Annotated in this window: 10 protein-coding genes; 8 read left to right on the top strand and 2 right to left on the bottom strand. The window is 50.5% G+C overall.

Translation table 11 applies throughout. The features are described 5' to 3' along the window. The first annotated feature begins 1,109 nt into the window (after positions 1-1,109). From PsAD37_RS24180 to PsAD37_RS24200, 5 genes are all read left to right on the top strand, one after another. Positions 1,110-1,343, top strand: a complete 234-nt coding sequence (locus PsAD37_RS24180; protein ID WP_063298249.1) for a helix-turn-helix transcriptional regulator — start codon at positions 1,110-1,112, stop codon at positions 1,341-1,343. 179 nt (positions 1,344-1,522) lie between these two features. After that, the gene (carB, locus tag PsAD37_RS24185) at positions 1,523-4,885 is read left to right on the top strand and encodes a carbamoyl-phosphate synthase large subunit (protein ID WP_063298250.1); all 3,363 of its coding nucleotides are present in this window, start codon (positions 1,523-1,525) and stop codon (positions 4,883-4,885) included. 95 nt (positions 4,886-4,980) lie between these two features. Then, entirely contained in the window at positions 4,981-5,454 is a 474-nt protein-coding gene (gene greA / locus PsAD37_RS24190; RefSeq protein ID WP_057461124.1) for a transcription elongation factor GreA, read from the top strand. A gap of 388 nt (positions 5,455-5,842) precedes the next feature. Further along, on the top strand, positions 5,843-7,183 hold the full coding sequence (locus PsAD37_RS24195; protein ID WP_063298251.1) for a globin-coupled sensor protein: 1,341 nt from the start codon (positions 5,843-5,845) through the stop codon (positions 7,181-7,183). Positions 7,184-7,327: 144 nt separating this feature from the next. Further along, positions 7,328-8,662, top strand: a complete 1,335-nt coding sequence (locus tag PsAD37_RS24200) for a hypothetical protein (protein WP_063298252.1) — start codon at positions 7,328-7,330, stop codon at positions 8,660-8,662. A 66-nt stretch (positions 8,663-8,728) separates the two neighbouring features. On the opposite strand, the gene PsAD37_RS24205 is transcribed toward PsAD37_RS24200, so the two are convergent. Continuing rightward, complete coding sequence (locus PsAD37_RS24205; RefSeq protein WP_057461126.1) at positions 8,729-9,211, bottom strand: Lrp/AsnC family transcriptional regulator; 483 nt, start codon at positions 9,209-9,211, stop codon at positions 8,729-8,731. Positions 9,212-9,372: 161 nt separating this feature from the next. Between PsAD37_RS24205 and PsAD37_RS24210 the strand changes: the two genes are divergently transcribed. The 3 genes from PsAD37_RS24210 (at position 9,373) to PsAD37_RS24220 (ending at position 12,297) form a co-directional block, all read left to right on the top strand. Then, positions 9,373-10,332 (top strand): mitochondrial fission ELM1 family protein, encoded by a 960-nt coding sequence (locus PsAD37_RS24210; protein ID WP_063298253.1) that lies wholly within the window; start codon positions 9,373-9,375, stop codon positions 10,330-10,332. Positions 10,333-10,395: 63 nt separating this feature from the next. Continuing rightward, positions 10,396-11,358, top strand: a complete 963-nt coding sequence (gene trxB / locus PsAD37_RS24215) for a thioredoxin-disulfide reductase (protein WP_063298254.1) — start codon at positions 10,396-10,398, stop codon at positions 11,356-11,358. 27 nt (positions 11,359-11,385) lie between these two features. Continuing rightward, complete coding sequence (locus tag PsAD37_RS24220; RefSeq protein ID WP_057461129.1) at positions 11,386-12,297, top strand: LysR family transcriptional regulator; 912 nt, start codon at positions 11,386-11,388, stop codon at positions 12,295-12,297. Positions 12,298-13,621: 1,324 nt separating this feature from the next. On the opposite strand, the gene msrP is transcribed toward PsAD37_RS24220, so the two are convergent. After that, entirely contained in the window at positions 13,622-14,596 is a 975-nt protein-coding gene (gene msrP / locus PsAD37_RS24225; protein WP_063298255.1) for a protein-methionine-sulfoxide reductase catalytic subunit MsrP, read from the bottom strand. Positions 14,597-14,743 lie beyond the last annotated feature (147 nt).

Here is a 14,743-nt window from a genome sequence, read left to right on the forward strand (position 1 = left end):
TGTTCATTTGAACAATCTTCAATGCATCCCCAGTGAGGAATGAGTACCCCCACTTTCAAAGTCCTCAATGAAATCTATGATAATTCATATTAGACAATTGATAATCTACACAAGGAAACTGATAAAATATAGCCCGACATCGCATTTTTTACTTCGTAAATGCAACGTATACACTAGGACATCCGAGAATTAACATCATAAGTAGTTATACTAGATAAGTATTATAAAAAAATAACGGCACCTACTTTTGCAATTCCGCTGATTTATTCTACATTCTCCGGCAAATCTCCAAAGATGTTCCTGCGTTATCTGAGCTAATATACTATAGAAGCGTCAATTACATATTGTCTATAATATGTGAACATGACGAAGAGATAGCGAGAATGAGCAATATAACTTCTAACTACTCTCCTTCTTTAGATCTGCTCTGACTTTATTCTTTCTCAGTAAAACGAAAATTGGCTGACCAAATGATCACTCTGCACATTTTTTAAACAGGATGTTCATTTTTCGCGCTGCAAAACTTTGAACTGCCGTCGCGTACAGAGGGGATAATGTGGAATCTGTCACATTAAAAGGCAAGATGCCCCAAAGATTCACTAGATCAAAAGTGCCAGATTGTGCGCATTGCACAATTTTGGCCACCCATTTTCATTAATTGAAACATCTTCAGCATGTGCAAGCCATAAGAAAGACACCGCATTCAGCAGATAAACTCAATTTACCATCAAACACGTACTTGCGCTTAGCCCTTCAACAGGCCATTGACGATCCGTCTGATTAGAAATCTGAAAGTCGCATGACGATGAACATCCATCTTTTTGCCCTTCAGATTAGCCCGATACAGGATGAGTTCGTTTAACATGATTATCTCCTTGATGAGCCGCGTGAATGGAAAGCCACCTCAGTTCTATGCAAAGAAATCACACAGGCTTACGGGAGTTTTCCTGAAACGCCACAATTATAAGCGCACTATTTGCGCCTCATCAAGGTAAATAACGCAATTTTTGCGCTTTTTACATTCTGTTATATGCAATAGTACGAATGCAGATTATTATGCATCAGTCTGTACAATGAATTTTCAGTCTGGGAATCATTAGGTTAGTATCATGAAACCATCTCAGTTTCGGGCTTGGCGCAAGTCGATGGGCTATAAGCAAAAAGAGGCAGCGGAACGCCTCGGCTTAAAAAAACGAATGATTCAATATTATGAAAACGGCAATCGTGACGGTAAACCGGTAGAAATTCCGAAGTCTGTCCGGCTGGCCTGCTATGCCTTAAGCACTGGTATTGCTGACTTTGATGGTGAGAAAACCACAGAGAATGCGACTTTAGCTGAATAAACTCCCCTTAAGTCTTGAGAAAAAAAACCGGATTATTTCGGAAATAGGCGTTCGTCGGGGTTTATCATTACGCGAATATTTCTTATAACGCGCGCTCAGCCGACATACTCCTAAAGAGGGCACCACCAGAGCACCAATCGGGTGCACTGGTGCTTAAACGCGAGCATATGTGAGTCACCATGCCTAAACGCAATGACATCCAATCTATCATGATCATCGGGGCTGGCCCCATCGTGATTGGTCAAGCCTGTGAGTTCGATTATTCTGGAACTCAGGCTTGTAAGGCACTGCGAGATGAGGGCTACCGAATTATCTTGGTGAACTCAAATCCGGCAACCATCATGACAGATCCGGATCTGGCTGATGCAACCTACATCGAGCCAATCACCACGGACGCCGTTGAAAAGATCATCGCCAAGGAAAAGCCGGACGCGCTCCTGCCAACCATGGGCGGACAGACCGCACTCAACTGTGCGCTGGAACTGGACCGCAAAGGCGTGCTGAAAAAACACGGTGTCGAGATGATCGGAGCAAAAGCCGACGTCATCGACAAGGCTGAAGACCGTGAAAAATTCCGCGCGGCCATGGACAAGATCGGGCTGGAAAATCCACGCGCCGCAATCGCATCCTCTCCGCCAATCCTTGATGATGAAGGCAACATCACCGGGTATGATCGTGGAGCAGGCTATGCTGAAGCCATGCGCCAGATCGACACCATCGGCCTGCCAGCTATCATTCGCCCTGCGTTTACGCTCGGCGGCACAGGCGGCGGCGTAGCGTATAACCGTGAAGAGTTTGAACAAATTGTTCGCTCCGGCATCGATGCGTCTCCAAACGGTCAGGTGCTCGTCGACGAAAGCTTGCTCGGCTGGAAAGAATACGAGATGGAAGTGGTTCGCGACACAGCGGACAACTGCATCATCATCTGCTCCATTGAAAACATCGACCCGATGGGCGTCCACACAGGCGATTCCATCACAGTTGCCCCTGCCCTGACCCTCACCGACAAAGAATACCAGATCATGCGGAACGCCTCGATTGCGGTTCTGCGTGAGATCGGTGTTGAAACAGGCGGATCGAACGTTCAGTTCGCGGTCAACCCGGCAGATGGCCGTCTCGTTGTGATCGAGATGAACCCACGCGTCTCTCGTTCTTCCGCGCTGGCATCTAAAGCAACAGGCTTCCCGATTGCGAAAATCGCGGCAAAGCTCGCTGTTGGCTACACCCTTGATGAGTTGGAAAACGACATCACCGGCGGAGCAACACCCGCCTCTTTTGAGCCAACAATCGACTACGTCGTCACCAAGATCCCACGTTTCGCATTTGAAAAGTTCCCAGGCTCCGAACCAACCCTGACAACAGCAATGAAGTCTGTTGGTGAAGTGATGGCCATTGGCCGGACCTTCAAGGAAAGCCTGCAAAAAGCCCTGCGCGGTCTGGAAACAGGTCTGACAGGCCTCGACCCAATCGAAGTCGAAGGCCTTGGTCACGGCGAAGACTACACCGCAATCCGCAAAGCTCTGGCTGTCCCAACACCAGATCGCCTGCTCAACGTGGCTCAGGCTATGCGTCTGGGCACCTCTGCAAAAGAAATCCACGACATCTGCAAGATTGATCCATGGTTCCTGGAGCAGATGCAGGAAATCGTGGACATGGAAGCAAAGATCATCGAGCACGGCCTGCCAGACAACGCGGCGGCCATGCGCATGGTCAAAGCCATGGGCTTCTCAGACAGCCGTCTTGCGGTTCTCACCCAGACGACTGCTGACAAAGTTGCAGCTCTTCGGGCTGAGCTTGACGTGAAGCCAGTTTACAAGCGCATTGATACCTGTGCCGCAGAATTCGCTTCCCCAACGCCTTACATGTACTCCACCTACGAGACACCAACACCGGGTTTGCCGTCTTGCGAAGCAAACCCAAGCGAGAAGCAAAAGGTTGTCATTCTGGGTGGTGGTCCAAACCGGATCGGTCAGGGCATCGAGTTCGATTACTGCTGCTGTCATGCTGCGTTTGCGTTGAAAGATGCTGGCTTCGAGGCCATCATGATCAACTGTAACCCGGAAACAGTCTCAACAGACTACGATACCTCCGATCGCCTCTACTTCGAGTCTCTCACCTCTGAAGACGTGCTGGAAATCCTCCGCCTTGAAAACTCCAAGGGCACACTGAAGGGTGTTATCGTTCAGTTCGGCGGCCAGACACCTCTTAAACTGGCACAAGCGCTCGTAGAAGCTGGAATTCCAATCCTCGGCACGTCACCAGACATGATTGACCTTGCAGAAGATCGTGACCGGTTCCAGCGTCTGCTGCACAGAATTGATCTGAAACAGCCAGAAAACGGCATCGCCTATTCTGTTGAACAGGGCCGCCTCATTGCCAACCAGCTTGGCCTGCCACTTGTTGTTCGCCCGTCCTACGTGCTGGGTGGCCGCGCAATGCAGATCATTCGCGACGAGGAAGCGCTCAACAACTACCTGCTTGGCACACTGCCAGAGCTGGTTCCACATGATGTGCGCGCCAAGTACCCGAACGATAAAACCGGCCAGATCAACACCCTGCTCGGCACCAACCCGCTTCTGTTCGACCGTTATCTCGACGGCGCAATCGAAGTCGACGTGGACGCCCTGTGTGATGGCGAAGACGTCTTCATCTGTGGCATCATGGAACATATTGAGGAAGCTGGCATCCATTCCGGCGACAGCGCATGTTCCCTGCCAGCCTACACGCTGGATGATGAAACACTTGCCAGACTGGAAGAGCAAGGCCGCAAACTCGCTCTGGAGCTCAACGTTGTTGGCCTCATGAACGTTCAGTTCGCAATCAAGGACGGAGAGATCTACGTTCTGGAAGTGAACCCGCGTGCATCAAGAACAGTACCGTTCGTGGCAAAAACCATTGGCGTGCCGATTGCGAAAATCGCAGCCCGCGTCATGGCAGGTGAGAAGCTGTCAAACTTCGACCTCAAGCCGAAAAAGCTGGATCATGTCGCAGTGAAGGAAGCGGTCTTCCCGTTTGCTCGTTTCCCGGGTGTTGATACGGTTCTCGGTCCTGAGATGCGCTCTACCGGTGAAGTCATGGGTCTGGACACCGACTTCTCCTTCGCATTCGCCAAGTCACAGCTCGGCGGAGGCACCGTTATTCCGGCAGGTGGAACAGTCTTCATCTCATTGAAGGATGCAGATAAGCCGAAAATTCTTGAAGCAGCTAAAAAACTTGTAGCATCAGGGTTTTCCATTATATCCACCGAAGGCACGCAAAGATACTTGGAAAACCAAGGCATCCCATGCGCAAAGGTCAATAAGGTGCTTGAAGGGCGTCCTCATATCGTTGATGCTATCAAGAATGGAGAAGTTCAGCTCGTCTTCAATACAACCGAAGGCGCACAAGCACTTTCCGACAGTCGGTCACTTCGTCAAGCTGCGCTGATGAACAAGGTTCCTTACTACACAACTGTGGCAGGAGCCGTAGCAGCAGCTCAAGGCATCGAAGCTTTCCGAGCGAAAACGCTTGAAGTAAGGTCCCTACAATCTTACTTCTGCTAAGATAGTTTAACAGGTCCGGGTTGAGGCTTCTCAGCCCGGTCAGTTTTTTAGTGTGATGGGCCACACCACCACAACGTAAGAAAGATGTACGAGCCATGGAAAAGGTACCTATGACGCCGGAAGGTTATGTGATGCTCACAGAAGAGCTTAAGCATCGCACGACCGGAGAACGCCCGCGCATTATCGCAGCCATTTCCGAAGCACGTGCTCACGGTGATCTTTCAGAGAATGCGGAGTACCACGCAGCGAAGGAACAGCAGAGCCTGAACGAAGGCCGGATCAACGAACTGGAAGCTCTTCTGGGACTTGCAGAAATCATCGATCTGACCAAACTCAGTGGCGATACTGTCAAATTCGGTGCAACCGTATCTCTCATTGACGAAGATACCGAGGAAGAAAAGAAGTACATGATCGTTGGCGATGTTGAAGCTGACGTAAAACGTGGACGTATTTCTATCTCCTCTCCAATTGCACGCGCACTCATCGGCAAGTCTGTTGGTGACAGCGTCGAAGTGACTGCTCCAGGTGGCGCACGCGGTTACGAGATTACTGAAGTCCAATTCGGTTAAGTAAATTGTAGAGCTGAATTCAGCATTTCAAGACTTCTCATGAACTGAGATAGTCCTTGCTTAATTTCAGAGCCTGATGATTTCAAGAAATGAAAGTGCCGCTCTGAGCGGCATTTTTTATGCAACCCACACGAGTTATCCACTAATTACAGAACAAATAATAGGTTCCTCGATAAGTTAACGGATTTACTTCAAAAATCTGAAAAAGCAGCCAAACGCTGCGACAATCTGGCACGGGTCGCTGCCTAAAAAGCTCATATCTCATCACAATCCTCGCTTACCAACACAATTATAGGTATATATTCGTTATTTTGCATGGATAAATCTACTTACTGTTAACCCTTGTAAATGCAAATGAACTCGACAAATTGACGGGAAATTTGCTGCCATGACCACCAATTCATTTTCAGGTCTGAAAAGCCAGCTCGGTTTTTTCAAAATCGATAGTCAGACCATAAAAACACTTTCAGATCTCTGGCCCAGTGTTGAGGGCCACTTAACACAGATTTTGAACGATTTTTACAACCACGTTCAACGTGATCCGGAACTGAAGAAAAAGGTATCCGGTAAGGTTGATGGTTTAAAATCAGCTCAAGCAAGCCACTGGAAAATCCTGTTCACTGGCGGCTTTGACTCCACCTATATGGAGCGCGTTGACAAGATTGGCCGCGCCCACGTGTACACCGACCTTGAGCCGGATTGGTACATTGGTGGTTATACGTTTATTCTCGAAGAGCTGACCAAAGTGCTCTCCAGCAAGATGCGCTTTTCACCAGGGCGCTTGTCGCGCAGCCTGATCGCTCTTCAAAAAGCAGTGATGTTCGACATGGGACAAGCGGTCTCCGCCTACCATCGTCACTACACAGAAGAACGTGATGAGCGCACTCACCAGCTTGAAGATGCTATCAATGCGTTTGAGCGGACAATCACCAAGCGGATAGAGCAGACAGCAGAAGCCGGCAATCGCGTCGAAAACTCTGCACTCACTCTTCGCGAGACATCCGAGCAAAGCAAAATGGCTGCAGAAGCTGCGAGCCAGTCTGCTGACTACACAGCCTCTGATGTTCACTCCGGTGCGGCAGCTGTTGAAGAGATGTCCGCAAACGTCGCCGAAATCGGTTCGCAAGTGACCCGCTCTGCAGAAACAGCACAGATAGTTTCCAAAGATGCGGAACGCACCAACGATACCGTCCTCGGGTTGCAGACAGCGACCAACGAGATTGGCGCTGTGACTGAGCTCATCAGTGCAATCGCAGAGCAGACCAACCTCCTGGCCCTCAACGCAACCATTGAGGCAGCCCGTGCAGGTGATGCAGGCCGCGGCTTTGCTGTTGTGGCAAGCGAAGTGAAAGACCTTGCAAGCCAGACAGGTCAGGCAACCGACGAGATTGCCTCCAAGATCAGCGCGATCCAAAGCGAGACACGCCGCTGCGTAGAAGAAATCTCTGCAATCTCTCAGAAGATTGAGGAGGTGAGTTCGACAGCGACGGCAATTGCTGATGCAGTGGACCAACAGGCCATCGCAACCAACGAAATCTCTTCAAGCATTCAGTCCGCCTCTCAAAATGCGAAGGGCGTGACAAGCGAGTTGAGCAACATCCTGGCAACTGCAGACGAATCCAAACGCGCTGTTGCCACCGCAACATCCGCTGCGACAGAACTCAGCCAGCAAAGCGAAGCAATTTCAGAAGAAATCTCTCATTTCTTCTCAAGCATCCGCTGCCTTTAATCGTCACGGCGACAATTCAAGAACACCAGAACGGCCTTCCACGTGAGGGCCGTTTTTGTATTTGCAGTCCAGAGCAGCAGCTCACAAAATCAACCAAGGCACGTCCCTCTAACACCAAGAAGAAAAACAAAAAAAGGGAACGTCATGTCCATCAAATTCAAACTGGTTGATGAAAGTGGTCTGCCCGGCACCACAGCACATGTCTGGGTCGCAGGCTGGATCAACGGAGGGTCACAGAAACTCTTCAAGGTCTTGGAAGGAAACAATTTCACAAGACCCAGCACAACAAAAGCGCCAACCAGCGTTCCGTTTCAAAAGCTCTCGGATATCGGCGATGTAGTGCTAGAGGACAAAACCAACGGTGATGATCGCTTCCTGCTTGTTGTCTCCAAAGACAAGCCGCAGGACCTCACAGTCACAAACAACAACCCGATCCAATACACCCAGTACCCTTATGCCAACACACCCGGCGTAGAGGCTCCCGGCCCTTTTGACGTTTTCGAGTTTGGTCTGGATGCTCAGCTAAACCTGTCTGCGGTAAGCGGTTTTGGTCTCAACCTCCGTTTTGATGTTGAAGGCTCGGACGGCCCGCAATATGGCATGCGCAAAGACGTGACACGGGCTCAGATTGCCAAGGCCTTCACGAAGTTCATGAAAAACGAAGCTAAGGCTGATCCAGCCGCCGCTCACTTCCTCCCCCTGCTCTACTCCACACCGCTCACAAAAGGCGGGTTCCAGCCACCGCTGGTAGACGATCAGTTCTTTGCCATCTGTGATCCTAACGATTGGCTCGCCTCAAAATCCGGCAACTATCAGAAAACAACAGATGATCCCCTGGCAACCTATTGGGATGAGACCCTCGACCATTTCTTCTCACCGGGAAACGTATTGAGCATCAATATTGGCTCCAAAGCGGTTCCTCGTTTGTATGAAGGAAGCTGCACCACACAGGCGCGCTCAGGATCAACCGAGCAACCCCAAGTCTATACACTGACAGGCCCAGCTGGCACTTTCCACTTCTACAAGCCGGAAAGCGGTCTGACGAGCAGCCAATACGTCTTCCAGCAATCCTTTGGCGTTGGTTTAACTCCGGCGGGGGCTGCAGGAGATGCAGGCCTGCTCCAGGATAGTATCTGGGAAGCGCTGTGCCGCGGTGTAGCACTAGACGGCGTATTGACCGCCGAAACGACAGAAAGCGCACAGGCAGCCTTTAGCACCTCAAAATGGAACGATTGGAGCAAGTGGTACGAGGCAGGCAAGACATGCCACTATTACTCAAAGTTCTTGCACTACAGCGACAGTGATGGAAACGACTCACGCCCTTCCGGCAAACCATCCCTCATGCTCAATCAGGCAGCCTATGGCTTCAGCATGGATGAAAACCCGGTCGGCCCCTATGACGGCCCTGAAGTTCCCTCGAAAACGAACGAAAACATAAAGTCAGGCACAGTTACAATCACAGTCGGTAAGTGGGTGTAACCACGCATAAAAAAACGGCCTTCCTACGCGAAGGCCGTTTAAAAAGTTTCTCCCGGATAAGCCCCGTTAGAAATACTCAGGCTTATCAATCGGCACGTTCGGCTCATCCTTGATACGGCGGATGGTCAGTGCAGTGCGAACATGATCCACATTCTTTGTGGAGGTCACATCGCGAATAATGAAGTTCTGGAAGGTTTCCAGATCTTTAGCCGTACAGCGCATGATGAAGTCAACTTCACCTGACACCATGTAGCTCTCCCGAACCAACGGCCATTCCTTGACTTGCGCTTCAAATGAGACGAGGTCATTCTCTGTTTGGTTATGCAATCCAACCATGACAAAGGCGGTGACTTCATATCCCAGTTGTTTCTCATCAAGTAGCGTACGGTAGCCGCGAATGAGTCCTGCTTCTTCCAGGGCTCGAACCCTGCGCAAACATGGGGGCGCAGAAATTCCTACACGACGAGCCAGCTCCACATTGGTAATGCGGCCGTCTCCCTGCAGCTCCTTCAAAATTTGCCAGTCGATCGAATCCAGACGCGCTTTCAAGCTCGTCTCCTTTGCTTGTCCTATTGGATTAACAGTTAACCTGTTTTACAACACTGCCTAAAACACGAAGTTAGGCGAAATGCTAGTTTATTGCTTATTTGCGACAGACTATATCAACAAATAGCATTTTGCAGACACTTCCCGAAAGCTGGGGGAACAAAATGTCGCAAAACCTGTGGGTTTTAACAGATGGCAAGATCGGAGACGTAGCACAATGCATCGGTGTAGCCGACGCGTTGGGACTTCCCTACGAAATTCGATTAGTTGCCCCCCGCAAGCTTTTTACCTACGCAATGCCTTGGGGACCAATCGATCCCAAAGACGCACCACACAAGCTAGAAAGCCCGCTTGCACCCCCATATCCCGCGGTCGCGATTGCATCCGGGCGCAGAGCGGTGCCCTACTTACGCGCACTAAAGCGGCTTTCCAAGGGCCAGACCTTTACTGTTTTCCTCAAGAACCCAAAGATCAACAGCAAATTTGCTGATTTTGTCTGGGCGCCGGAACATGACGGAATTTCTGGGAAAAACATAGTAACAACACTTACATCACCTCACCGTTTTTCAGCTCAAAAGCTGCAGGACGCGCGTGACAACCCGCTTGAAGCCATCGCAGCACTGCCAAAGCCCAAAGCAGCTGTCCTGATTGGCGGCAATTCCCAGCATCACACCTTTACGCCCGACAATATCAACACGCTTCTCGCCGCACTTAAAAACCTGTCGCACACCCATTCGCTCATGATCACCTGCTCTCGCCGCACCCCAAGAGAGCTGGCAATGCAGTTGCATGACCTGGGCAGATCTGAGGGTCATCTCTTCTGGAATGGGGAAGGTGAAAACCCCATCGCTCAGTACCTGGCCAACGCAGAAATCACAGTGGTTACAACAGATTCCACCAATATGGTGGGGGAAGCTGCAGCCACTGGAAAGCCTATCTATGGCTTCCGCCCAACAGGTAGTCACAGAAAGTTTGATAGGTTTTTATCAAGAATGGAGGATTTGGGAGTACTTCATCCCTTCCCCGGAGACATATTAGCACCTACTTATGAACCGATAGACGCAACACCGGATATTGCGGATGCCATATCCAAAGCGATTGAACAAAAGCAAACGAGCGGATAGAACCCCTCCCTAACACGGCACTGGTACTATCCAAGCGCGCACGAAATTTGAGGTTCTGAGGAAATGACTGTTAAGCACACCAAACTCCTGATCGTAGGCTCCGGCCCTGCTGGCTACACCGCCGCAATCTACGGCGCACGCGCTATGCTGGAACCGCTTCTGGTCACAGGTGTGCAGACTGGCGGTCAGCTGACCATCACCACCGACGTTGAAAACTACCCGGGCTTTGCCGATCCAATTCAGGGTCCTTGGCTGGTTGAAGAAATGCGCAAGCAGGCAGAAAACGTCGGCACCAAGATCGATTACGACACCATTTTGGAAGCAGACCTCTCCAAGCGCCCGTTTGAGCTGAAAGGCGACAGCGGCACCCTTTACACCGCAGATGCCCTCGTCATCGCAACCGGTGCACAGGCAAAATGGCTCGGTCTGCCTTCTGAGGAAAAGTATCAGGCTGGTGGCGTATCCGCATGTGCAACCTGTGACGGTTTCTTCTACCGTGGCAAGGAAGTTGTTGTGGTTGGTGGCGGCAACACCGCCGTTGAAGAAGCGCTCTACCTCGCGAACCTGGCAGAAAAAGTCACGCTGGTTCACCGTCGTGATGCCCTGCGCTCCGAAAAGATCCTTCAGGAACGCCTCTTCAAAAACGAAAAGATCAACGTGGTCTGGGACAGTGAAGTGGATGAAATCCTCGGCACCGAAAATCCAGCTGTTGTAACTGGCATCCGCCTGAAAAACCGTAAGACCGGTGAAACCACAGAAATGTCCACACACGGCGTATTCATCGCTATTGGACACGCTCCGGCGGTTGACCTTGTCAAAGATCAGGTAAAGATGAAGGAATCCGGTTACATTTGGACCGAAGCCGATTCAACTCAGACATCCATTCCGGGTGTGTACGCAGCTGGCGACGTGACTGATGAGCAGTACCGTCAAGCTGTGACCGCTGCAGGAATGGGCTGCATGGCTGCACTGGAAGCAGAACGCTACCTGGCAGCTTTGGAAGCTGAAACCGAAGCAGCAGAATAAGAAACCGGGAAGATGGGGGGAAAGCAAATGCCAGGCCGTTCTTTGGATTGGGACAAGCTGCGAATTTTCCACGCAGCAGCACAGGCAGGAAGCTTTACCCACGCAGGCGAAGCTCTCAACATGAGCCAGTCGGCTGTCAGCCGTCAGGTCAGTGCACTTGAGGCAGAGCTGGGTGTCCCCCTCTTCCACCGTCATGCGCGCGGGCTGATTCCAACAGAACAAGGCGAGCTTCTTTACAGAACCGCCCGTGAAGTTCTGCTGAAACTGGAAACCGTTCAGTCCCGCCTGACAGACACCAAGGAAAAGCCAAGCGGCACGCTCCGTGTCACCACCACAGTGGGTCTTGGCTCAACTTGGCTCACCGCCCGTGTCAACGAGTTCGTGGATCTTTACCCGGACATGCGTCTGGAACTCATCTGCATGGATGATGAGCTGGATCTGGGCATGCGTGAGGCCGATGTCGCCATCCGCTTGCGCCAGCCAACACAGCCGGACCTCATCCAGCGCAAGCTGTTTACGGTACATTTCCACGTCTACGCTTCACCGACCTATATTGAGCGCTTTGGCAGCCCAAGCACCATCGATGATCTGGACCACCACCGTCTGATCACCATCGGTGACAACATGGCCTCCTACCTGCGCGCGATGAACTGGCTTGCAACAGCCGGTTTGCCAAACGGCGAGCGCCGCGATGTCTCCCTGCGCGTGAACAACCTGTCTGGCATCAAGAAAGCCGTACAGACCGGTGTCGGCATCGCTATTCTGCCGGATTACATGGTTGAACCAGGAGCAGGCATCAAACGCGTTATGTCTGTGACACAGGAAGAGCTGCCAAGTTTTGATACCTACTTCGTGTATCCATCCGAGCTGAAAAACACCGCTCGTGTAACCGCATTCAGAGACTTCCTCGTCTCCTATGCAGAACGTTGGACACACTAGGCTAGAACTCTGCAAAAGAGCTAAGTTGGCTTGATAAGCCAGCTCAGGAGTTTCAACCCTAAGTTTTGCACTGCAAAATAAATAATATTCCAGATCTCTTTTGAGGCCTCTCAGACCGTCTGTGAGGCCTTTTTCACGCCATCTCATCCCGAAATGACAATATCTTACGCAGAGTTAGCTTTCTGACAGTTGTCAAATCCTGCAATGAAGTTTCGAGGGTTTTGAGCCCCCTTAAAAATGCATAGCTGCAATGCAAAAATTAAGGATTGCTGTTTCGGCGCTGCACTGCATATATACACCTGCTGTTGATCAGTTGTTGTCACACCTCTCCTCCCAGTGACATCAACATCCGATCAACTGTTCCCCTCTGGAAGGTGATTGCACCCATTAGGTGCTTTATCATTCATCACTTCGAAACCGGACCGCATGGTCCGGTTTTTTTTTGCCAAATGCCAAAGATGACCAAGGGTCTCCCTAAGTCTTTTAGTCAGCAAACCTCTTCAAGCACCTCGCAGCACACAAGGCCAGCAACTCACCTGACGCGCTATAAAGCTGTTTTGAATGGCCTTTTGCTGAGCAGTTACAGCCGCTGACAAACACGCATGACATGCTCAAAATCGCCCTGCCTAAAAACAGACCTAGGGTCGCTTACTTCTTGGGCACACTAAAAAATCAACTATCCCAGATACACGTAGAGACATGCGGATTCATCAGGCTATTGCGCAGCACCACCTTGGGAAAACCCATCAGATTCAAGGTATTCCCAACTCACATAAACTAGTAGTTTCTGCAATCCTTACTCAAATTAACTATATTTTTCCTAGGTAAATCTTCAAACAGTGAAATTTCACCACCTCTAATCAGCGAAATTACAAATCAGCTTGCATCCTTTACTTATCGAATCATACCTATTGGCAAATATCCGAGGTAATGGATGTGAATGACCTGAGAAAAGCATTTTACACTCTGGTTGCCTGCGCACTTTTCGCAATCTATGGCGAAATCTCCCACGCCATAAGCGAAGCTGACAGAGCGGAACGGCTCGGCAGTCAAATCACTTTGCACATTCCGGCAGAATAACAGCGGCACACTTTGATTCCTCTTTTAACGAGGACAAGCCGCATTTCAGTTATCCACAACAACCGGCAGGTTATCCTTCCAGTTCAATCCTGCCTAATCCTACAGCTCTAAAAACCCATTGAGTGAATAGGCTAATTCGCCAAACCCAACACCACATCACAACGCGCACAAAAAAGCCTGAGTGGCTTTGTCGCTCATTCGCAACCAAACCACTCAGGCCTTTTAAAAGCTTATCAGCAAGCGTTTACCGATAAAGGTTCTGCCCTTCCAGATCCTTATAAAGGTGCGCCACCTGCTCCGCATAGCCATTGTAAAGCTGTGTTGGCACGCGCTCATCCGTACCCAGCAAACGCTCAGAAGCCTGCGACCAGCGAGCATGCGGCACTTCAGGGTTCACATTCGCCCAGAAACCGTACTCGCTCGGGCCAATCTTTTCCCAGAAGCTGACCGGACGTTGATCAGTAAAGGTGATCTTCACGATGGATTTGATGGACTTGAAGCCGTACTTCCATGGCATCACCAAGCGGATCGGCGCGCCATACTGCTTCTGCAACGGCTTGCCATAGATACCCGTCGCTACAAACGCTAGATCGTTCATGGCCTCATCCATGGTCAAGCCTTCAACGTAAGGCCACGGATACCAGAACTGACGCTGGCCGCTGGCCACGTCGGAATCTTCAAAGGTCTCAAAACGGATATACTTAGCACCATTCTGCGGGCCAGCATACTTCACCAGCTCAGACAACGGGAAACCAGTCCACGGCACAGCCATAGCCCACGCTTCAACACAACGGTGACGGTAAAGACGCTCCTGCAAAGGCATTTTACGCACCAGATCATCAAAATCGATGGTCTGAGGGTTATCGACCATACCATCAATCGTGATGGACCATGGGCGGATCTTCAACGCCTGAGCAGCACCAGAAATGCGCTTGTGCGAACCAAACTCATAGAAGTTGTTGTAAACCGAAGTCACACTCTCAGGCGTAATTGCGCGTTTAAGAGTGAAATCAGCATTCCGCTTGACTGGATAGAGATCAAGTGTTGGATCCTTACCATCCTGGGCAAACACATTGCTCACCAAGCCGGTTCCACCAGCAGCCAGACCAAGGCCAACAGCGCCCAAACCCTTCATAAACCTGCGCCGGTTGAAGAACACATCTTCAGGTGTCGCTTCTCTTTCCGGAATAATCCATTCAGGCCTATGAATAATGTTCATGCTGCCATCTCCAAGCAGGTAAGGGTTACGGTAATGTCTACCAATATTGGCCTATGACTTAGCGGCGAAACCCCTTAAACTTCAAGTAAAGCCCCCGTGATCCTGTTCGTGATCAAGAAGAGAGCCTCTCACTCCCACCACAATCTT

It is taken from the genome of Pseudovibrio sp. Ad37, assembly GCF_001623075.1.
Taxonomy (GTDB): Bacteria; Pseudomonadota; Alphaproteobacteria; order Rhizobiales; family Stappiaceae; genus Pseudovibrio.

Excerpts from the sequence above, each read along its gene's own strand:
- PsAD37_RS24200 (WP_063298252.1), top strand. The coding sequence starts at position 7,328 with ATGTCCATCAAATTCAAACTGGTTGATGAAAGTGGTCTGCCCGGCACC.
- PsAD37_RS24195 (WP_063298251.1), top strand. The coding sequence starts at position 5,843 with ATGACCACCAATTCATTTTCAGGTCTGAAAAGCCAGCTCGGTTTTTTC.
- trxB (WP_063298254.1), top strand. The coding sequence starts at position 10,396 with ATGACTGTTAAGCACACCAAACTCCTGATCGTAGGCTCCGGCCCTGCT.
- carB (WP_063298250.1), top strand. The coding sequence starts at position 1,523 with ATGCCTAAACGCAATGACATCCAATCTATCATGATCATCGGGGCTGGC.
- msrP (WP_063298255.1), bottom strand. The coding sequence starts at position 14,596 with ATGAACATTATTCATAGGCCTGAATGGATTATTCCGGAAAGAGAAGCG.
- PsAD37_RS24220 (WP_057461129.1), top strand. The coding sequence starts at position 11,386 with ATGCCAGGCCGTTCTTTGGATTGGGACAAGCTGCGAATTTTCCACGCA.
- PsAD37_RS24180 (WP_063298249.1), top strand. The coding sequence starts at position 1,110 with ATGAAACCATCTCAGTTTCGGGCTTGGCGCAAGTCGATGGGCTATAAG.
- PsAD37_RS24210 (WP_063298253.1), top strand. The coding sequence starts at position 9,373 with ATGTCGCAAAACCTGTGGGTTTTAACAGATGGCAAGATCGGAGACGTA.
- greA (WP_057461124.1), top strand. The coding sequence starts at position 4,981 with ATGGAAAAGGTACCTATGACGCCGGAAGGTTATGTGATGCTCACAGAA.